Source organism: Streptomyces sp. NPDC048255 (genome assembly GCF_040652415.1).
Classification (GTDB): Bacteria; Actinomycetota; Actinomycetes; order Streptomycetales; family Streptomycetaceae; genus Streptomyces.
Genome location: NZ_JBEZMA010000003.1, coordinates 1 through 18,236 on the forward strand (window position 1 = coordinate 1; position 18,236 = coordinate 18,236).

Here is an 18,236-nt window from a genome sequence, read left to right on the forward strand (position 1 = left end):
TCCGCATCGACTCCCTCCTCCGCCTTGCGATCGCACGCACCAGACCCCACCAGCACCGCCCTACGGGCGGCCGACGCCACTTTGACGACACTCCCTGGACCGCAGCACCGCCGGACGGAGTCCGGAGTCGGACGATCAGAAACCGAGCTTGCGCAGCTGCTTGGGGTCGCGCTGCCAGTCCTTGGCCACCTTCACGTGGAGGTCCAGGAAGACCGGGGTCCCGAGCAGCGCCTCGATGTGCTTGCGCGACTTCATCCCGACCTCCTTCAGGCGGGCGCCCTTCGGGCCGATGATGATGCCCTTCTGGCTCGGCCGCTCGATGTAGACGTTCGCGTGGATGTCCAGCAGCGGCCGGTCGGCCGGGCGGTTCTCGCGCGGGATCATCTCCTCGACGACCACGGCGATGGAGTGCGGGAGCTCGTCCCGTACGCCTTCCAGCGCGGCCTCGCGGATCAGTTCCGCGACCATCACCATCTCGGGCTCGTCGGTGAGGTCGCCCTCCGGGTACAGCGGCGGGCTCTCCGGCAGCAGCGGCGCGATCAGGTCGGCCAGCAGCTTCACCTGGCTGTCGCCGACCGCCGAGACGGGGACGATCTCGGCCCACTGGAAGCCCAGCTCCTCGGCGAGCTGGTGGACGGCGATGAGCTGCTCGCCCACCTGCTTGGACTCGACCAGGTCGGTCTTGGTGATGATGGCGATCTTGGGGGTCTTCTTGATCCCCGCGAGCTCCTTGGCGATGAACTTGTCGCCGGGGCCGAGCTTCTGGTCGGCCGGCAGGCAGAAGCCGATGACGTCGACCTCGGACCAGGTCGCACGCACCACGTCGTTGAGGCGCTCGCCGAGGAGGGTGCGCGGCTTGTGCAGGCCGGGCGTGTCGACGAGGACGAGCTGCGCGTCGGGGCGGTGCACGATGCCGCGGACGGTGTGGCGGGTGGTCTGCGGCCGGTTGGAGGTGATCGCGACCTTGGTACCCACGAGTGCGTTGGTGAGGGTCGACTTCCCTGCGTTGGGGCGGCCGACGAAGCAGGCGAAGCCCGCACGGTGCGGGCTGGTGGACTCGGGGGAACGATCGCTCATACGGGCCATTCTCCCCGATGCGGCTCCCAGCGCCGACCAGGCCACCGCGGCGAGCGCGGACAGGCCCGCCAGCCAGGTGCCGAGGAAGGGCCGGCGGGCGTAGGTGGCACCCCCCTGAGCTGTGGTTCCGTCCGCCCGCGCGCGCACCGTGACCCGGGCAGCTTCCAGTGCGGGCGGGTCCTCCCAGCGGGTGCTGAGCCGGACCTCCTGGCCCGGGAGCAGTTCGGCCGGCAGCCCGGCGAGCCCGCGGCCGGCCAGCGGGCGGCCGAGGGCGCCGGAGGCGGTGAGGGCGGCGCGCGGGCGGAGGGTGACGTTGCCGAGGTTGTGGAGCGTGTACGAGACCTCCGCGGCCGCGCCGCGCCGGCTGACGGTGACCTCGCGGACGGCGAGGGCGGGGGCGGTGGGACCGGTCACCTGCAGGTAGAGCCGGGCGGCGACGGCCTGCCGCACGCCGATCCCCTGGGCGGTGGCGTCGGCGGGCCGGTCCTCCAGGGCCACGACGGCGCCGGGATGGTCCCCGGGCTCGGCCCGGCCGGGCACGGTCAGGGTGAAGGCGACGCTCACCGACCCCCCGGCCGGTACGGTGACCCGCTCCTGGGCGAGCCGCGCCCACGCACCCGTGGTGCGCCGCGGCTCGTCGGGGCCGCGCACGGCGAAGCCGCCGTCGCGGGCGGTGTTGTAGGCGTCGGCGGCGTACAGCCGGAAGGTGCGGGGCCGGTCGGTGCGGTTGGTGACGGTCACGGCGTCGGTGACGGCCTGCCCGGGCGCGGCGGCGAGGTAGAAGTACGGCCGCTGCCGGGCGGTGTCGGCGGCGGGCAGCACGGACCACTGGCCGTTGTCCGCGGCCGCGGCCGTCCCGGCGGGGCCGAGCCATACGGCGGCCAGCGCGGCGGCGACGAACAGCAGCGCCCGCGCCAGCAGGGCAACCGCTGATCTTTCAGCCCCGCCGGCGTTTGAGGCGCGGGTCCGGGCCGAGCCCGGTTTCGGGAAGGGGCGGGGTGGGGGAAGGGCCCCGCGCAGCGGCGGCACGCGGCCCGTCACGACAGGGTCAGCGTCAGCACCGCCGCGTACGCCCCCGGCGGGGTGTACGGCGGCACCTGGAGGGCGACCGTCGCGTCGACCGTGAAGGTGCCGCCGGCCAGCGGTGCGTCCGGGGCGGAGGCCAGCACCGCCCCGTCCGGGCCGACCGTGCCCGCGCTGCCCGGCGTACAGGGGCTCGGGCTGCCGGCCGCCGCCGCGCACGACGGGGTCCAGGACAGGGCCGCGCCCGGGATGCGGACCCCGCCCGGCCCCGTGAAGTCGCTGACCTTGCCGGTGAGGGACCAGCCGGCCGGGCCGCCGCGGGCGTCCTTCACCGTGACGGTGGCGATCCTGCCGGGGGCGGCGCCGCCCTCTCCGTACGGGACGGCGCCCAGGGCGATCTCCTCGCCGTTCTGGGTCATGGCCAGGGCTCCCGGCTCGACGGTGGCGGTCACCTTCTGAGTGCCCGGCTGCGGCGGGGCGGCCTCGGTGACCGTGTACGCGGCCGGGCCGGAGCCGTGCCCGGCCGACCAGGCCGGGCCCTCGTAGGCGACCACCGCGGTGGTGGTCCGGTCCCTGACCGGCAGCGCGGCCCGGACCACGCCCAGTCCGTCGGCCGTGGCGGCCACCCGGTCGGCCGTCTCGGCGGCGCCGGCCCGCCCGGCGACCGTCACGGCCGCGCCGGGGACGAAGCCCGCGCCGGTCACCTCGACCTCGGCGCCGGGCGCGCCGTGGGCCGCGGCGAGGGAGACGCTGCGCAGGTTGGCCGTGGGCAGCGGGGTGGCGGTGAGGCGTTCGGAGACGGGTGCGGCGGACGGCGCCGCGGGGGTGCAGACGGTGTCCAGGTCCAGGAGGGGGCTGGTGTGCAGGGTGTAGCCGCCCGGAGCCAGGGTGATCTCACCGGGCGCGGTGACGGTGAAGGTGCCGGTCATGGTGACGGCGGGCAGGGGCTCGCCCTCGCGGACCGGACCGCTGCGCTCGGCCCCGACGACCGTGACCTCGCCGCTCTGCGCTCCCGCCAGCAGGATCCGCCCGGTCGGGGTCAGCACGTCGGCGGGGAGTTCGCCGGCGACCACGCTTTGAACCAGGGGTGCCACGGCGGGGGTGGCGGTCAGCCGGTAGGTCACGGTGACGGTGTCACCGACCCGGGGCGCCGGGTCGTCGACGGTGATCCGGGCGGTGCTCGGCCCCTCGGCGGGCGGGAGTCCGGCTTCCTGGGGCGGCAGGCAGTGCGTCGGGAAGGTCACCTGGCCCGGCAGCTGCCCCGGGGGCGGCTCCCCCTCGGCGGCGGCGGGCGGGCTCAGCACTCCCCCGGTGGCCGCCGCGAGCACGGCCATGCCGACGGCCGCCGACCATCTCCTGCTGCGCGCGCCTCTTCGCACTGCCCGCCCCCTGGGTTCCGCCCCGACAGGGGGCCATTCACGAGCGGGCGGCGGGAGAAGTCAATGGACGGGCCCGGCACCGTCTGATGGCCCATCAGGAGATGGCAGGGTGTGCGGACCGGGCCCGCCGCCCGCGCCGTCGCGGAAGGTGCGCCGGTAGGCCGTCGGGCTCACCCCCAGCGCCGCCTGCACGTGCTTGCGCAGGGATTGCGCCGTCCCGAAGCCGGTCTCCCGCGCCACCTGTTCCATCGGCAGGTCCGTCCGCTCCAGCAGCCGCCGGGCCCGCTCCACCCGCTGCCCGACGATCCACTGGCCGGGGCTGACCCCGGACTCCTCGCGGAAGCGGCGCGTGAAGGTCCGTACCGACACGGCCTCCTGGCGGGCCAGGTCGGTCAGGCGCAGCGGCTCGTGCAGCCGGTCCAGTACCCACGCGCGGGCCGCCGTGGTGCTGGCGAGCTGCGGCTCCGGCACCGGGCGCTCGATGAACTGGGCCTGCCCGCCGTCCCGGTGCGGCGGTACGACGGTCCGCCGGGCCACCTCGTTCGCGACGGCAGCGCCGTGGTCGCGGCGCACGATGTGCAGGCACAGGTCGATGCCCGCGGCGACCCCTGCGGAGGTCAGCACGTCGCCGTCGTCGGTGTAGAGCACGCCCGGATCCACCCGTACTTCCGGGAAGAGCCGCTGGAAGTGCTCGGCGGAGGCCCAGTGCGTGGTGGCCCGGCGGCCGTTCAGGTATCCCGCGGCGGCCAGTACGTAGCCGCCCGTGCAGATGGAGACGAGCCGCGTGCCGGGCCGGATGTGCGCGAGGGCCGCCGCGAGTTCCCCGCTCAGCCTGCCTTCCTCGTAGGCCGGACCGAGCTCGTACGAGGCGGGCACCACGACCGTGTCCGCGGTGGCCAGCAGCTCCGGGCCGTGCTCGACGTGGACGGCGAAGTCGGCGTCCGTGCGCACCGGACCGGGGGCGAGCCCGCAGGTCAGGATCGTGTACAGAGGGCGCCCGGCCGGATCCTTGGCCCGGCCGAAGATCCGGTGCGGGATGCCGAGCTCGAAGGGCAGCAGCCCGGCGAGGGCGAGTACGACGACGCGGTGCGGACCCGCTGACGACTCCATGGCCCGATCATAGCGAAGCATGACAGTCAGGCCACTGTCGTACGGGTCCCGCAGGCCGGAGGCTTGCGGCGTGACCCAGACAGCCTCCCGTCCCGCCTCCACCCCGCCCCCTGCGCCCGCCCCGCGCCCGGGCGGACGGATCCACCGCGCCTGGTCCGTCGCTGCCGTCGCCTTCGTGACGATCATCGGCGCCGCGGGCTTCGCCTCCCTGCCCGGCCTGCTCATCGAGCCCCTGCACGAGGAGTTCGACTGGTCGCGCGGCACGATCGCCTTCGCCGTCTCGGTCAACCTCGCGCTGTACGGGCTCACCGCGCCCTTCGCCGCGGCCCTGATGGACCGCTTCGGCGTCCGCCGGGTCGTGGCGCTGGCCCTGAGCGTCATAGCCGGCGGCTCGTTGGCCACGGTGTGGATGACCGCGCCCTGGCAGCTGGTGCTGTTCTGGGGGGTCCTGATGGGCCTGGGCAGCGGCTCGATGGCGATGGCCTTCGCGGCGACCGTGACCAACCGCTGGTTCACCGCCCGGCGCGGACTGGTCACCGGCATCCTCACCGCGGCCGGGGCCTCCGGCCAGCTGGTCTTCCTGCCGCTGCTGTCCTGGCTGGTGGAGCACCACGGCTGGCGCCCGGCGGCGGTGACGGTCTCCCTGTCCGCCCTGGCCGTCGTCCCCTTCGTGTGGCTGCTGCTGCGCGACCACCCGGCGGACCTGGGGCTCGCCCCCTACGGCGGCGTGTACGCGGACAAGCCCGCCCCCGCCCCCGGGGCGGCCCGGCGGGCGGTGACGGTGCTCTTCAAGGCGGCGCGCACCGGCCCCTTCTGGCTGCTGGCGGGCACCTTCGCGATCTGCGGGGCCTCGACCAACGGCCTGGTCCGCACCCACTTCGTGCCGGCCGCCCACGACCACGGCATGCCGGTGACGGCTGCCGCCGGACTGCTCGCGGTGATCGGGGTGTTCGACGTGGTGGGCACGGTGGCCTCGGGCTGGTTCACCGACCGCTTCGAGGCGCGCCGGCTGCTGGCCGTCTACTACGCCCTGCGCGGGATCTCGCTGCTGTTCCTGCCGATGCTGCTGGCCCCGTCGGTGCGGCCGCCGCTGATCTTCTTCATCGTCTTCTACGGCCTGGACTGGGTCGCGACCGTGCCCCCGACCATCGCGCTGTGCCGCGAGCACTACGGGGAGGACAGCGCGATCGTCTTCGGCTGGGTGCTGGCCTCGCACCAGGTCGGCGCGGCGGTGGTGGCCTTCCTGGGCGGCCTGGCCCGCGATGCCTTCGGCTCGTACGACGTCGTCTGGTACGCCTCGGGCGCGCTGTGCGCGATGGCGGCGCTGATGGCGATGGTGATCCGCCGGCCGGGGTCCGCACCCCGGCCGGTGACAGTGGCGTGAGGACCGGCGGTCAGCCCGCCGGGGTCGTCGACTTGAGCGTGCCGTCCGGAGCCGCCAGCAGGACCGGGGTGTCCGGGCCGCCGAGGTCGCGCACGGCCGCGCGGTCCGCCTCGGCGGGGGCGTCGGCGGCGCTGACGACGGCCGCGGCCTCCAGGGACCGCGCCCCGCTCGCCACGGCCATCGCGACCGCGGTCTGCAGCGCGCTCAGCTTCAGGGAGTCGAGCTCCACCGTCCCGGCGACGTAGGTACGGCCCGTCTCGTCCCGCACCGCCGCCCCCTCGGGCACCCCGTTGCGGGCCCGGGCGCTGCGCGCCAGCGTGATGATCTTGCTGTCCTCGGGGTCGATCCCGGTGCTGTCGGTCATGGTCGAAAGCATAGGGAGCGCCCCGGCGGGCCGGTGCAACCACCCCGCCGGGGCGCCCTCCCGCCGTTCACGGCCGGTCGAGCCGCAGCCGCTCCGCCTTCGGCAGGCCCGCCACCACCAGGTCGTACGAGTCCTCCACCAGCTCCCGGACCAGCGCGTCCGGCAGCCCGTCCGGACCGCCCGCCGTCACCGTGTTCCAGTGCCGCTTGTTCATGTGGTAGCCGGGCACGACCGCCGCGTGCTGCTCGCGCAGCCGCACGGCCTGTTCCGGCTCGCACTTGAGGTTGACCTTCAGCGGCTCGGCGTCCAGCGCGGTGAGCGCGAACACCTTCCCCAGCACCTTGAACACCGAGGTCTGCGGCGTGAACGGGAACTCCTCCACCGCCGCGTTGAAGCCCAGGCAGAAGGCCCGCAGCTCGTCCGGGGTCATCCGGCCTCCTGTCCCGGGGTCATTCGCCCTCCTCGCCCCCGGCCTCTGCCCCGGGCACCGGCTCCACCAGCACGGTCACGATCTTGTTCCGCCGCCCCGCGGGCGATTCCGCCGTCAGCCGCAGCGGACGCCCGTCGGGCAGCTCCACCAGCGCCGAGGCGCCCGCGATCGGGACCCGGCCCAGCGCCTTCGCCAGCAGCCCGCCGACCGTCTCCACGTCCTCGTCGTCGAAGGCCTCGACCTTGAACAGCTCACCGAGGTCGGTGATGTCGAGGCGGGCCGTGACCCGGTAGCGGTCCCCTCCCAGCTCCTCGACCGGCGGGAGCTCCCGGTCGTACTCGTCGGTGATCTCACCGACGATCTCTTCCAGGATGTCCTCGATGGTGACGATGCCGGCCGTGCCGCCGTACTCGTCGATGACGACGGCCACGTGGTTGCGCACCTGCTGCATCTCGCGCAGCAGATCGCCCGCGTTCTTGGTGTCCGGCACGAAGACCGCCGGGCGTATGACGGTGGAGACCAGGTCGGACTCCGCCCCCCGGCTGATGTGGGTCTTGCGGACCAGGTCCTTCAGGTAGACCATCCCGACGATGTCGTCCTCGTTCTCCCCGGTCACCGGGATGCGCGAGAATCCTGACCGCAGCGCGAGCGTGGTCGCCTGACGGACCGTCTTGTAGCGCTCGATGCAGACCAGGTCGGTGCGCGGCACCATCACCTCGCGCACGAGGGTGTCGCCGAGTTCGAAGACCTGGTGCACCATCCGGCGCTCGTCGTCCTCGATCAGCGATTCCTTCTCCGCCAGGTCCACCATCGCGCGCAGCTCCGCCTCGGAGGCGAACGGCCCCTTGCGGAAGCCCTTGCCGGGCGTGAGCGCGTTGCCGATGAGGATCAGCAGCTGCGGGATCGGCCCCATCACCCGGGCCAGCGGTACGAGGACGTACGCGGCGGCCGTCGCGGTGTTCAGCGGGTGCTGGCGGCCGATGGTGCGCGGGGACACGCCCACGGCGACGAAGGACACCAGCACCATGACCCCGATGGCCACGAGCAGCGCGGTCCAGTTCTCGCCGAACTCGTCGAGGCAGACGTAGGTGACGAGGACCCCGGCCGCCATCTCGCAGGTGACCCGCACCAGCAGGGCGACATTGAGGTAGCGGGTGGGGTCGCCGGCCACCTGCGCGAGCTTCTCGCTGCCGCGCCGGCCCTCCCGTACGGCCTGCTCGGCGCGGAAGCTGGAGATGCGGGCGATCCCGGACTCGGCGCAGGCCGCGAACCAGGCCACCACCACCAGCAGGACCGCGCCGGTAATCAGTTGCGGGGCGTTCACGAGACGGTCGGTGCCGGGGACGGGCCCGTCATGCCGCGCTCACCGCGCCAGCCGTCGACGATGGCCGCCTGGAGGCCGAACATCTCGGCCTTCTCGTCGGGCTCCTCGTGGTCGTACCCGAGCAGGTGCAGCACCCCGTGGACGGTCAGGAGCTGGAGCTCCTCGTCCATGGAGTGCTGCGTCGGGGCGTCCTCGCCCTGCTTCTTGGCCACCTCGGGGCAGAGCACGATGTCGCCGAGGAGCCCCTGCGGGGGCTCCTCGTCGTCCTTCGCCGGCGGACGCAGCTCGTCCATCGGGAAGGACATGACGTCGGTGGGTCCGGGAAGGTCCATCCACTGGATGTGGAGCTGCTCCATCGCCTCCTCGTCGATCACGATGACGGAGAGCTCGGAGAGCGGGTGGATCCGCATCCGGGTGAGCGCGTAGCGGGCGATGTCGAGGATCGCCTGCTCGTCGACCTCGGTTCCGGACTCGTTGTTGACGTCGATCGACATGGTGCGCTGGGTTCTACTTCCGCTGGTAGCCGTTCCGGGACTGCTGGACGTCCTGGATGTCGTCGTACTTCTCGTACGCGTCGACGATACGGCCGACCAGCTTGTGCCGGACGACATCCTCGGACGTGAGCCGCGAGAAGTGGATGTCCGGCACCCCGTCCAGGATCTCCTGCACCTGGCGCAGACCGCTCTTGGCGCCGCCCGGCAGGTCGATCTGGGTGATGTCGCCGGTGACGACGATCTTCGAGTCGAAGCCGAGCCGGGTCAGGAACATCTTCATCTGCTCGGCGGTCGTGTTCTGCGCCTCGTCGAGGACCACGAAGGCGTCATTGAGGGTGCGGCCGCGCATGTACGCCAGCGGCGCGACCTCGATGGTCCCGGCGGCCATGAGCCGCGGGATCGAGTCGGGGTCGAGCATGTCGTGCAGCGCGTCGTAGAGCGGGCGCAGGTAGGGGTCGATCTTGTCGAAGAGGGTGCCCGGCAGGAAGCCGAGCCGCTCCCCCGCCTCGACGGCGGGCCGGGTCAGGATGATCCGGCTGACCTGCTTGGACTGCAGGGCCTGGACCGCCTTGGCCATGGCCAGGTAGGTCTTTCCGGTACCGGCGGGGCCGATGCCGAAGACGATCGTGTTCTTGTCGATCGCGTCGACGTACCGCTTCTGGTTGAGGGTCTTGGGTCGGATGGTGCGGCCGCGGCTGGAGAGGATGTTCTGCGTGAGCACCTCGGCGGGCGTCTCCTCGGGGCCCTTGCCGTTGCCGCTCGCCTTGAGCATCGCGATCGAGCGTTCCACTGCGTCCTCCGTCATCGGCTGCCCGGTGCGGAGCACCAGCATCATCTCGTCGAACAGGCGCTGGATCAGAGCGACTTCCGCCGCCGCTCCGATCGCACGGACCTGATTGCCCCGAACATGGATGTCGGCCTTCGGAAAGGCCTTCTCGATCACGCGCAACAGGGCGTCACCCGAGCCGAGCACCGTCACCATCGGGTGCGTGGCCGGAACGGTGAAGTGGGCTCGCGCCTGCCCCGGCGCGGGGGTGTGGGCTGTGGGTGTCTGAGTCATGGGCCGGCACTGTGGCCTGCACATACCTCCCGCTGAGGGGCCTCGCCGATCGACGACCTCCGGACTACCAAGCCTACGTCTCCGCCGGGCCTTCCCCGAGGGGTTTTCCCACCCGCTCCGCGACGGGGCCTACGCGGAGTGCCGGAAGCCGATCGTCGGCACCGCCCTGCGCCGTGCGGGCGGGGTCGGGGCCTGCGGGATCAGGGCGTCCAGGAAGGCGTACCGGCCGCTCAGCCCCTCCGGGACGGCCCGCCACCAGTGGGCCACCTCCGGCCAGCCGGGGGCCGACAGGGAGCCGCCGAACTCCTGGACCGACAGCGCGGCCGTCAGGCCCGCGAAGGCGAGGCGGTCCGCCAGCGGCCAGCCCGCCAGGGTGCCCGTCACGAAGCCCGCCACGTACACGTCGCCCGCCCCCGTCGGGTCCAGCGCGTCCACCGCGATCCCCGGGGCGTGCGCCGTCTCCCCGGTGCGCCCGTCCACCGCGTACGAGCCCTCCGCGCCCATCGTCACCACCGCGATCGGCACCTTCTCGGCCAGCGCCCGGGCGGCCGCCCGCGGGCACTCGGTCCGCGTGTACCGCATCGCCTCGCCCGCGTTCGGCAGGAAGGCCTCGCAGTGCTCCAGGTCGGCCAGGGCCCCCAGGTCCCAGCGGCCGCTCTCGTCCCAGCCGACGTCCGCGAAGACCCGCGAGCCGCGCCGCGCGGCCTCCCCGATCCACGGTTCGCCCCGTCCGGGCCCGAGCGAGGCCACGGCCGCGCGGGCTCTGGGCGGGCACTGCGGGAAGGGCCCGGGGCCCGCGGGGGGAGGCGCCTCGTGGCCGTGCGAGACCATGGTGCGCTCGCCCTCGTAGGCCATCGAGACCGTGACGGGGCTGTGCCAGCCGGGGACGGTCCGCGACATGGACAGGTCGATGCCCTCGCCCTGTTCGAGCGCGTCCCAGCAGTACTCGCCGTAGTGGTCGTCGCCGAAGGCCGCGGCCAGCGAGGTGTGCAGGCCGAGCCGGGCCAGGGCGGTGGCCATGTTGGCCACGCCGCCCGGGGAGGAGCCCATGCCGCGCGCCCAGGACTCCGTGCCGCGCACCGGCGCCGAGTCGAGGCCCGTGAAGATGATGTCGAGGAAGACCGTGCCGGTCAGGAAGACGTCGCACGCCGGGTCCTGGGGATCGCGCAGCGGACCGAGCGGGTCCACTGCTGCGTCGCGGCTGATGAGGCTGTCCCGACTGGTCACGGTGTACTCCCCGGTTTTTCTCGCGTGCGCGGACCGATGTCCTGAAGGTTCGTTTCTGCGGCAGGGTTTTCGGTGGAAAGCTGCCAACTCTGCCCGCCTCGGACAGGCCCAAAACCTAGTGTGTCGCACATCACCCCCGGAAGCCCCTGTTCCCCAACTCCGCCCGGTTGATAGACAAGGGCCCCGCCCTCTCCGCGGCGCCCCACGCACCACCAGGAACACCCGTGCCCCACCGCACCCCTGCGCCGCCCTCCGGGCCGCCTTCCGTGCCCCCCGCCGCCTGGCCCCTCGTGGCCCTCTTCACGGCCGGTTACCTCGCCCCGTACCTCCTGCCGACCCTCGTCGGACGGCTCGACGCCCACCTGCCGCTGAGCCCCGCCCAGGCCGGCCTGATCGGCTCGGCCCTGCTGCTCGGCTCGGCCGCCGCGGGCTTCGTCCTCGCGTCGCGGATCCCGCGCCACGGACCGCGCCCGCTCGCCCGGCTCGGGCTGCTGCTCGCCGTCGTGGGCTACGGCGCGGCCGCCGCGACCACGCTGCTGCCGCTGGTGGTGGCGGGCGCGGTCGTCGGCGGTTTCGGCTCCGGCACCGCGACCGCCGTGGCCGCCTCCGGGATCGCCGCGCAGCGCGACCCGCACCGCACCTCCGCGCTCGGGCTGCTGTCGGTCTCGGCGGCCGCGGGCGCGCTGTACCTGACGCTGCCGCGCCTCGGCGGCGGCGGGCTTCCCCACGGGGTGCCGTTCGCCGCCATCGCCCTGTTCGCTGCGGCGGCCTGGCCCGCCACGGGCCGTCTCGGCGGCCACGGCGGTGCCCCGGTCGCCGGGGTCCCCGCGGGGCGGCTCCCGTACCCGCGCGCCGGGGCGGTCCTGGCGGGGTGCCTGATGCTGTGGTCCCTGGCCCAGAACGCCCTGTGGGGGGTCAGCGGCCGGATCGGCACCCAGCAGGCGGGCCTGTCGGAGGTCACCCTCGGCATGGTCTTCGCCGCGGCGCTCGGCGCGGGCCTGCTCGGGGTCGCGGCCGCCTCCGCGCTCGGCGCCCGCCTGGGCCGGGCCGTCCCGATCGGCGCGGGCACGGCGCTGATCGCCTGCTGCGTGGTCCTCTCCTCCTCGGCGCAGGGCCTGGGCACCTTCGCGGCCGGGGAGATCCTGTGGAACGCGCTCTACCCGGTCGTCCTCTCCTACGCCATCGGCCTCGCCGCGGCCCTGGACCCGCGCGGCCGCTGGGCGGTGCTGGCGGGCTCCGCCTCCTCGCTCGGGGTGGCCTGCGGGCCGGTCACCGGCAGCCTGCTCGCGGAGGGCGCGGGCTTCCCGGGCATGGGCCTGGTACTCGGCGGGCTGCTGCTGGCCGTGGCCGGGCCGATGGCCGCCGTCGCCCTGCACGCGGGCGGCCGCCCGCTGACCGCGGGCTCGGTACGCCGCCGCGGCGGAGCCCCGGCCGCGGTGCTGGCGGCGGGAGCGGGGACCCCTCCGGGGACGGTTCCCCGGGTGGGGGCGGCGGAACTGGAGGTGGCGGAGATCCGGGTGCGGCGGCTGCCGAAACGGGTGCTGCTGCTGTCTCCGGCGGCCCGTGCCCGGCCGCTGCGGCCTGCGGCCCGGGCCACCGGCGAGGTCCCCGTCGGCTCCGCTCCGCACGCGCCTGCGGGCCGCCTTCCCGGGGCTCCGCCCCGGACCCCGCGCCTCAATCGCCGGCGGGGCTGAGGGCGGCCCCGCCAGGGCGTCAGGGCCGCTTCGGGAGCGGGACCCGCAGCAGGTCCGCCGCGATCGTGAGTTCGCCTTCGAAGCCCGCGGCGCGCGCCTGGCGTTCGAACTCCGAGGGGTCCGTGTAGCGCTGCGAGAAGTGCGTCAGCACCAGGTGCCGTACGCCCGCGTCCCGCGCCACCCGGGCGGCCTGGCCGACCGTCAGGTGGCCGTGGTCGGCGGCCAGTCGGCCGTCCTCGTCGAGGAAGGTCGACTCGATCACCAGCATGTCGCAGCCCTCGGCGAGCGCGTCCACGCCGGGGCAGAGCCGGGTGTCCATGACGAAGGCGAACCGCTGCCCGGGCCGGTGCTCGCTGACGTCGTCGAGCGTGACCCCGTCGAGCTGCCCCTCGCGCTGGATCCGGCCCACGTCCGGCCCCTTGATCCCGTGCCGCGCGAGCAGCTCGGGGACCATGCGGCGCCCGTCGGGCTCCGTGAGCCGGTAGCCGAAGGACTCCACGGGGTGCGAGAGCAGCCGGGCCTCCAGGACGTACGAGGGCCCCTGCGCCAAGGTCCCGTCCGCGGCGACGGGTTCCTCCAGGAGCGGGACGGTCTCCCGGTAGGCGGTGGCGTAGCGCAGCCGGTCGAAGAACTTCTGCCCGGAGGCCGGGTAGTGCGCGGTGACGGGGTGCGGGACCTGGTCGAGGTTGATGCGCTGGATCACCCCGGCGAGCCCGAGGCTGTGGTCACCGTGGAAGTGGGTGACGCAGATCCGGTTGATGTCGTGGGCGGCCACGCCGGCCCGCAGCATCTGCCGCTGGGTGCCCTCGCCCGGGTCGAAGAGGATGCCCTCGCCGTCCCAGCGCAGCAGGTAGCCGTTGTGGTTGCGGTGGCGGGTGGGCACCTGGCTGGCGGTGCCCAGCACCACGAACTCGCGTACGGACACGGTCTATCCGGGGGGCCACTGGAGGCCGCGGCCGCCGAGGAGGTGGGCGTGGGCGTGGAAGACGGTCTGGCCGGCGCCGGCCCCGGTGTTGAAGACGATCCGGTAGCCGTGGTCGGTGATCTTCTCGTCCAGGGCGATCTGCCCGGCCTCGCGCAGCAGGTCGGCGGTGATGACCGGCTCGGCGGCGGCGAGGGAGGCGGCGTCGGGGTAATGCACCTTGGGGATCACGAGCACGTGCGTCGGCGCCTGCGGGTTGATGTCCCGGAAGGCCACGGTCGTCTCGGTCTCCCGGACCACGGTCGCCGGGATGTCCCCTGTGACGATCTTGCAGAACAGGCAGTCGGCCTGCGGTTCCCCGGCCATCGCTTCGCCTCCGTGTCGTTGATCGGTCCGGGCATCGTATCCCCGGAGCCGGGCGCGGAGGCCGTCAGGCCGGGGCCCGGCTAGGACCAGCGCCCGGTGCGGGCCAGCAGGACCGCCGTCGCCGCCGTCCCCGCGGTGGAGGTCCGCAGGACCGAGGGGCCCAGCCGGTACGGGTGGGCCCCGGCCGCGGCGAAGGCGGCCAGTTCCTCCGGGGAGACGCCGCCCTCGGGGCCGACGACCAGGACGATGGAGCCCGAGTCCGGCAGTCCGGCCGTGGCCAGCGCGCCCGAGGGGGCCTCGCGGTCCTCGTGGAGGACCATCGCCAGGTCGGCCCCGGCCAGCAGCGCGGCGACCTGCTTGGTGGACATGGCCTCCGCCACCTCGGGGAAGCGGACCCGGCGGGACTGCTTTCCCGCCTCCCGGGCGGTGGCCCGCCACTTGGCGAGGGACTTGGCTCCCCGGTCGCCGCGCCACTGCGTGATGCACCGAGAGGCCTGCCACGGCACGATCGCGTCGACGCCCGTCTCGGTCATGGTCTCGACGGCCAGTTCGCCGCGGTCCCCCTTGGGGAGTGCCTGGACCACGGTGATGCGGACCGGGGGCTGCGGTTCCTGTCCGGCCGAGGACACCGCGACCGTCAGGCGGTCCTTGCCCTCCGCGGACTTCACGACCGCCTCGGCCCAGCCGCCCCGGCCGTCCGTGAGGACCAGCGCCTCGCCCGGGTTCAGCCGCTTCACGGACACCGCGTGCCGGCCCTCGGGGCCCTCCAGGACGAACTCCGGTCCCGTGGGGACCTCCTCGACCACGAACACGGGGGCGGTCATGACGCACTCCTCATCTGCATTACCTTCAACGTGCTCTGTGCCTCGGCCAGTTCGGCCGCCAGCACCTCGACCAGCTCGCCCGCCGGCAGCGTCCGCGCCAGCCGGTGCCCCTGGCCCGCCCACAGGGCCATGCCCTGCGGGTCCCCGGCCGCGGCTGCGGCCTTGCGCAGCCCCGAGGTCATGTGGTGGATCTGCGGGTACGCGGCCGGGGCGTAGGGACCGTGCTCCCGCATGAACCGGTTCACCAGGCCCCGCGCCGGCCGGCCGGAGAAGGCCCGGGTCAGTTCCGTACGGACGAACAGCGGGTCCGTCAGGGCCTTCTTGTGCAGGGGGTGCGCCCCGGACTCCGGGCAGGCCAGGAAGGCCGTGCCGAGCTGCGCGGCCCCGGCGCCCGCCGTCAGCAGCGCCGCGATCTGCGCGCCCCGCATCAGACCGCCCGCGGCGACGATCGGCAGCCCCACGGCCTCGCGGACCTGCGCCACCAGCGCGAGCAGTCCCACGGCCGCGGTGCCGTCGGCCTGCGGGTCGTCGCGGTGGGTGCCCTGGTGGCCGCCGGCCTCCACGCCCTGGACGCAGACGGAGTCGGCGCCCGCCTCCTGCGCCGCCTTGGCCTCCTCGACGGAGGTCACGGTGACGACGGTGTGCGTACCGGCCTTGCGCAGGGAGGCGAGGACGGCGGACGAGGGGCAGCCGAAGGTGAACGAGACGACCGGGACCGGGTCTTCGAGGAGGATGGCGAGCTTGGCCTCGTAGCCGTCGTCGCAGGTGCCGATGATGTCCTCGGCGGCCAGGGAGACCTCGTACCAGCTCGCCTCGCCCGCCAGCTGCCCGCGGTACGTCTCGACGGCGGCCGGGTCCACGTACCCGGTCTGCGGCATGAAGAGGTTCACGCCGAAGGCGTGCCGGGTCAGCGCCCGCAGCCGTTTGATCTCCTGGTACATGCCGTCGGCGGTCTTGTAGCCGCCGGCCAGGAAGCCCAGCCCGCCCGCCTCGCACACGGCGGCGGCGAGCGGCGGGCACGAGGCGCCGCCCGCCATGGGAGCCTGCACGATCGGGTAGGGGGAGAGACCGTTCAGTGCGGTGGACATGGACGCATCGTGCCATGTCCCGCTCATCGCACCGAATCACGGCATTCGCCTGGCATAGTCCGCTTCCCCGGGGCCCCGTGCCCGCCCGCCGCGGCCCCCTGCCCAAGCACAGAGCCCGGCCCCGGGGGATCCCCGGGGCCGGGCTCGTGAGCGTTTCCGCGGACCGGTCAGCGGCCGGTCCGCGGACCGGTCAGCAGCCGGTCAGCGACCGTTGAAGGCGTCCTTCAGGCGGCTGAACAGGCCCTGCTGCCCCGGCGCGAACTGGCCCATCGGCCGTTCCTCGCCGCGCAGCTTCGCCAGCTGGCGCAGCAGTTCCTCCTGCTGCGCGTCCAGCTTGCCCGGGGTGGTGACCTCGACGTGGACGATCAGGTCCCCGCGCCCGCCGCCCCGCAGGTGCGTGACACCGCGCCCGTGCAGCGGGATCGCCTGCCCCGACCCGGTACCGGGCCGGATGTCGATCTCCTCCAGGCCGTCCAGCGTCTCCAGCGGGCACTTGGTGCCCAGCGCCGCCGCCGTCATCGGGATGGTGACCGTGCAGTGCAGGTCGTCCCCCCGCCGCTGGAAGGTGGGGTGCGGCAGCTCGTGGATCTCCACGTACAGGTCGCCGGCGGGGCCGCCGCCGGGGCCGACCTCGCCCTCGCCCGCGAGCTGGATGCGGGTGCCGTTCTCGACGCCCGCCGGGATCTTGACGGTGAGGCTGCGGCGGGAGCGGACCCGGCCGTCGCCCGCGCACTCGGGGCACGGGGTCGGGACCACGGTGCCGAAGCCCTGGCACTGCGGGCAGGGGCGCGAGGTCATGACCTGTCCCAGGAAGGACCGGGTGACCTGCGACACCTCACCGCGGCCGCGGCACATGTCACACGTCTGCGCGGAGGTGCCGGGGGCGGCGCCCTCACCGGAGCAGGTGGTGCACACCACGGCCGTGTCGACCTGGATGTCCTTGGTGGTCCCGAAGGCCGCCTCGTCCAGCTCCAGGTCCAGGCGGATCATGGCGTCCTGGCCGCGGCGGGTCCGCGAGCGCGGGCCGCGCTGCGAGGCCTGGCCGAAGAAGGCGTCCATGATGTCGGAGAAGTTGCCGAAGCCACCCGCCCCGAATCCGCCCGCTCCGCCGCCGCCTCCCGAGGAGGACAGCGGGTCGCCGCCGAGGTCGTAGACCTGCTTCTTCTGCGGGTCCGAGAGCACCTCGTACGCCGCGTTGATCTCCTTGAAGCGCTCCTGCGTCTTCGGGTCCGGATTCACATCCGGGTGGAGTTCACGCGCGAGGCGGCGGAAGGCCTTCTTGATCTCGTCCTGCGATGCGTCGCGGCGCACGCCGAGAACGGCGTAGTAGTCCGTGGCCACTTACGACTCCGCCAGGATCTGTCCGACGTAACGTGCCACTGCGCGTACCGCTCCCATCGTTCCGGGGTAGTCCATGCGGGTCGGTCCGACCACGCCGAGTTTGGCGACTGCTTCGCCGCCCGAACCGTAACCGACCGAGACGACCGACGTGGAGTTCAGTCCCTCGTAGGCATTCTCATGCCCGATCCGTACGGCCATTCCCGACTCGTTGGCCTCGCCCAGCAGCTTGAGGAGCACGACCTGCTCCTCCAGCGCTTCGAGCACCGGCCTGATCGTCAGGGGAAAATCGTGTCCGAAGCGGGTGAGATTGGCGGTTCCGCCGATCATCAGCCGTTCCTCGGCTTCCTCGACCAGGGTTTCGAGGAGCGTGGCGAGCACGGTGGAGACCGTGCTGCGGTCCTCGGCCTCGAAGGACTCGGGGAGGTCCTGGACGAGCGGGGGCACATCGGTGAAACGCCGGCCGACGACCCTGCTGTTGAGCCGGGCCCGCAGGTCGGCGAGGGAGGTCTCGCCGAACGGGCTCGGGCAGTCGACCAGCCGCTGCTCGACGCGTCCGGTGTCCGTGATCAGTACGAGCATCAGGCGCGCGGGAGCGAGCGAGAGCAGCTCCACGTGCCGGACGGTCGACCGGGTCAGGCTCGGGTACTGGACGACGGCGACCTGCCGGGTGAGCTGCGCGAGCAGCCGCACCGTACGGCCGACCACGTCGTCGAGGTCGACGGCGCCGTCGAGGAAGTTCTGGATGGCCCGGCGCTCGGGCGACGACAGCGGCTTGACCCCCGCCAGCTTGTCGACGAAGAGCCGGTAGCCCTTGTCGGTGGGGATCCGGCCGGCGCTGGTGTGGGGCTGGGCGATGTAGCCCTCCTCCTCCAGCACGGCCATGTCGTTGCGCACGGTGGCGGGCGAGACGCCGAGCCGGTGCCGCTCGGTGAGCGCCTTGGAGCCGACCGGCTCCTCCGTCCCGACGTAGTCCTGGACGATGGCGCGCAGCACTTCGAGTCTGCGTTCGCTGAGCATCGCGCACACCTCCAGCTGTGATCCGTTGCCTTGCTCGTTGCTGCTTGCTGCTTGTTCGACTGGCACTCCGAGCGTTCGAGTGCCAGAGATCCCCCGCTCAGTGTACGGCCGG

At 73.7% G+C, this 18,236-nt stretch carries 17 protein-coding genes and 1 pseudogene; 2 read left to right on the forward strand and 16 right to left on the reverse strand.

The features are described 5' to 3' along the window. Positions 1 to 135 precede the first annotated feature (135 nt). From era to AB0D94_RS03955, 4 genes and pseudogenes are all read right to left on the reverse strand, one after another. The gene (era, locus tag AB0D94_RS03940; RefSeq protein WP_362045765.1) at positions 136 to 1,086 is read right to left on the reverse strand and encodes a GTPase Era; all 951 of its coding nucleotides are present in this window, start codon (positions 1,084 to 1,086) and stop codon (positions 136 to 138) included. 501 nt (positions 1,087 to 1,587) lie between these two features. Then, positions 1,588 to 2,118: pseudogene (locus AB0D94_RS03945) on the reverse strand (DUF916 domain-containing protein); the annotation flags it as partial. Further along, the gene (locus tag AB0D94_RS03950) at positions 2,115 to 3,479 is read right to left on the reverse strand and encodes a beta-xylosidase (RefSeq protein WP_362045061.1); all 1,365 of its coding nucleotides are present in this window, start codon (positions 3,477 to 3,479) and stop codon (positions 2,115 to 2,117) included. The pseudogene AB0D94_RS03945 and the gene AB0D94_RS03950, both read right to left, overlap by 4 nt. 60 nt (positions 3,480 to 3,539) lie before the next feature. Then, positions 3,540 to 4,589 carry a helix-turn-helix domain-containing protein gene (locus AB0D94_RS03955; protein WP_362045063.1) on the reverse strand — a complete coding sequence of 350 codons (1,050 nt, stop codon included), beginning with the start codon at positions 4,587 to 4,589 and terminating at the stop codon, positions 3,540 to 3,542. Positions 4,590 to 4,659: 70 nt separating this feature from the next. Here AB0D94_RS03955 and AB0D94_RS03960 point away from each other — a divergent pair, with 70 nt between their 5' ends. Next, positions 4,660 to 5,973: an MFS transporter gene (locus AB0D94_RS03960; RefSeq protein WP_362045065.1), complete on the forward strand. Its 1,314-nt coding sequence runs from the start codon at positions 4,660 to 4,662 to the stop codon at positions 5,971 to 5,973. Positions 5,974 to 5,983: 10 nt separating this feature from the next. Here the strand turns inward: AB0D94_RS03960 and AB0D94_RS03965 are convergent, their stop codons facing one another. The 6 genes from AB0D94_RS03965 to AB0D94_RS03990 all read right to left on the reverse strand — a co-directional run bounded on the left by AB0D94_RS03965 (position 5,984) and on the right by AB0D94_RS03990 (position 10,872). Continuing rightward, on the reverse strand, positions 5,984 to 6,337 hold the full coding sequence (locus tag AB0D94_RS03965; protein ID WP_362045067.1) for a cytidine deaminase: 354 nt from the start codon (positions 6,335 to 6,337) through the stop codon (positions 5,984 to 5,986). A gap of 67 nt (positions 6,338 to 6,404) precedes the next feature. Beyond that, on the reverse strand, positions 6,405 to 6,767 hold the full coding sequence (locus AB0D94_RS03970) for an MmcQ/YjbR family DNA-binding protein (RefSeq protein ID WP_362045068.1): 363 nt from the start codon (positions 6,765 to 6,767) through the stop codon (positions 6,405 to 6,407). Between the two features lie 19 nt (positions 6,768 to 6,786). Beyond that, the gene (locus tag AB0D94_RS03975) at positions 6,787 to 8,091 is read right to left on the reverse strand and encodes a hemolysin family protein (protein ID WP_362045069.1); all 1,305 of its coding nucleotides are present in this window, start codon (positions 8,089 to 8,091) and stop codon (positions 6,787 to 6,789) included. Then, the gene (gene ybeY, locus AB0D94_RS03980) at positions 8,088 to 8,585 is read right to left on the reverse strand and encodes an rRNA maturation RNase YbeY (protein WP_031150912.1); all 498 of its coding nucleotides are present in this window, start codon (positions 8,583 to 8,585) and stop codon (positions 8,088 to 8,090) included. Before ybeY ends, AB0D94_RS03975 begins: the two co-directional genes overlap by 4 nt. 13 nt (positions 8,586 to 8,598) lie before the next feature. After that, entirely contained in the window at positions 8,599 to 9,645 is a 1,047-nt protein-coding gene (locus AB0D94_RS03985) for a PhoH family protein (RefSeq protein ID WP_362045072.1), read from the reverse strand. A gap of 129 nt (positions 9,646 to 9,774) precedes the next feature. Then, positions 9,775 to 10,872: a PfkB family carbohydrate kinase gene (locus tag AB0D94_RS03990; RefSeq protein ID WP_362045074.1), complete on the reverse strand. Its 1,098-nt coding sequence runs from the start codon at positions 10,870 to 10,872 to the stop codon at positions 9,775 to 9,777. Between the two features lie 224 nt (positions 10,873 to 11,096). Between AB0D94_RS03990 and AB0D94_RS03995 the strand changes: the two genes are divergently transcribed. Beyond that, positions 11,097 to 12,566, forward strand: coding sequence for an MFS transporter (locus tag AB0D94_RS03995; protein WP_362045076.1), 1,470 nt, complete (start codon positions 11,097 to 11,099; stop codon positions 12,564 to 12,566). Between the two features lie 19 nt (positions 12,567 to 12,585). On the opposite strand, the gene AB0D94_RS04000 is transcribed toward AB0D94_RS03995, so the two are convergent. The 6 genes from AB0D94_RS04000 to hrcA all read right to left on the reverse strand — a co-directional run bounded on the left by AB0D94_RS04000 (position 12,586) and on the right by hrcA (position 18,124). Further along, complete coding sequence (locus AB0D94_RS04000) at positions 12,586 to 13,491, reverse strand: ribonuclease Z (RefSeq protein ID WP_362045078.1); 906 nt, start codon at positions 13,489 to 13,491, stop codon at positions 12,586 to 12,588. 3 nt (positions 13,492 to 13,494) lie between these two features. Next, positions 13,495 to 13,854 carry a histidine triad nucleotide-binding protein gene (locus AB0D94_RS04005; protein WP_362045080.1) on the reverse strand — a complete coding sequence of 120 codons (360 nt, stop codon included), beginning with the start codon at positions 13,852 to 13,854 and terminating at the stop codon, positions 13,495 to 13,497. Positions 13,855 to 13,934: 80 nt separating this feature from the next. Beyond that, positions 13,935 to 14,678 (reverse strand): 16S rRNA (uracil(1498)-N(3))-methyltransferase, encoded by a 744-nt coding sequence (locus AB0D94_RS04010; RefSeq protein ID WP_362045082.1) that lies wholly within the window; start codon positions 14,676 to 14,678, stop codon positions 13,935 to 13,937. Continuing rightward, positions 14,675 to 15,766: a nitronate monooxygenase gene (locus AB0D94_RS04015; protein WP_362045084.1), complete on the reverse strand. Its 1,092-nt coding sequence runs from the start codon at positions 15,764 to 15,766 to the stop codon at positions 14,675 to 14,677. Before AB0D94_RS04015 ends, AB0D94_RS04010 begins: the two co-directional genes overlap by 4 nt. Positions 15,767 to 15,967: 201 nt before the next feature. After that, positions 15,968 to 17,107: a molecular chaperone DnaJ gene (dnaJ, locus tag AB0D94_RS04020; RefSeq protein ID WP_362045087.1), complete on the reverse strand. Its 1,140-nt coding sequence runs from the start codon at positions 17,105 to 17,107 to the stop codon at positions 15,968 to 15,970. After that, entirely contained in the window at positions 17,108 to 18,124 is a 1,017-nt protein-coding gene (hrcA, locus tag AB0D94_RS04025) for a heat-inducible transcriptional repressor HrcA (protein ID WP_362045088.1), read from the reverse strand. Positions 18,125 to 18,236: the final 112 nt, after the last annotated feature.

What these genes read in the sequence shown, in the direction of transcription:
- AB0D94_RS03965 (WP_362045067.1), bottom strand. Translation starts at nt 6,337, where the DNA reads ATGACCGACAGCACCGGGATCGACCCCGAGGACAGCAAGATCATCACG.
- era (WP_362045765.1), bottom strand. Translation starts at nt 1,086, where the DNA reads ATGGCCCGTATGAGCGATCGTTCCCCCGAGTCCACCAGCCCGCACCGT.
- AB0D94_RS04015 (WP_362045084.1), bottom strand. Translation starts at nt 15,766, where the DNA reads ATGTCCACCGCACTGAACGGTCTCTCCCCCTACCCGATCGTGCAGGCT.
- AB0D94_RS03970 (WP_362045068.1), bottom strand. Translation starts at nt 6,767, where the DNA reads ATGACCCCGGACGAGCTGCGGGCCTTCTGCCTGGGCTTCAACGCGGCG.
- AB0D94_RS03985 (WP_362045072.1), bottom strand. Translation starts at nt 9,645, where the DNA reads ATGACTCAGACACCCACAGCCCACACCCCCGCGCCGGGGCAGGCGCGA.
- hrcA (WP_362045088.1), bottom strand. Translation starts at nt 18,124, where the DNA reads ATGCTCAGCGAACGCAGACTCGAAGTGCTGCGCGCCATCGTCCAGGAC.
- AB0D94_RS04005 (WP_362045080.1), bottom strand. Translation starts at nt 13,854, where the DNA reads ATGGCCGGGGAACCGCAGGCCGACTGCCTGTTCTGCAAGATCGTCACA.
- ybeY (WP_031150912.1), bottom strand. Translation starts at nt 8,585, where the DNA reads ATGTCGATCGACGTCAACAACGAGTCCGGAACCGAGGTCGACGAGCAG.
- AB0D94_RS03955 (WP_362045063.1), bottom strand. Translation starts at nt 4,589, where the DNA reads ATGGAGTCGTCAGCGGGTCCGCACCGCGTCGTCGTACTCGCCCTCGCC.
- AB0D94_RS04010 (WP_362045082.1), bottom strand. Translation starts at nt 14,678, where the DNA reads ATGACCGCCCCCGTGTTCGTGGTCGAGGAGGTCCCCACGGGACCGGAG.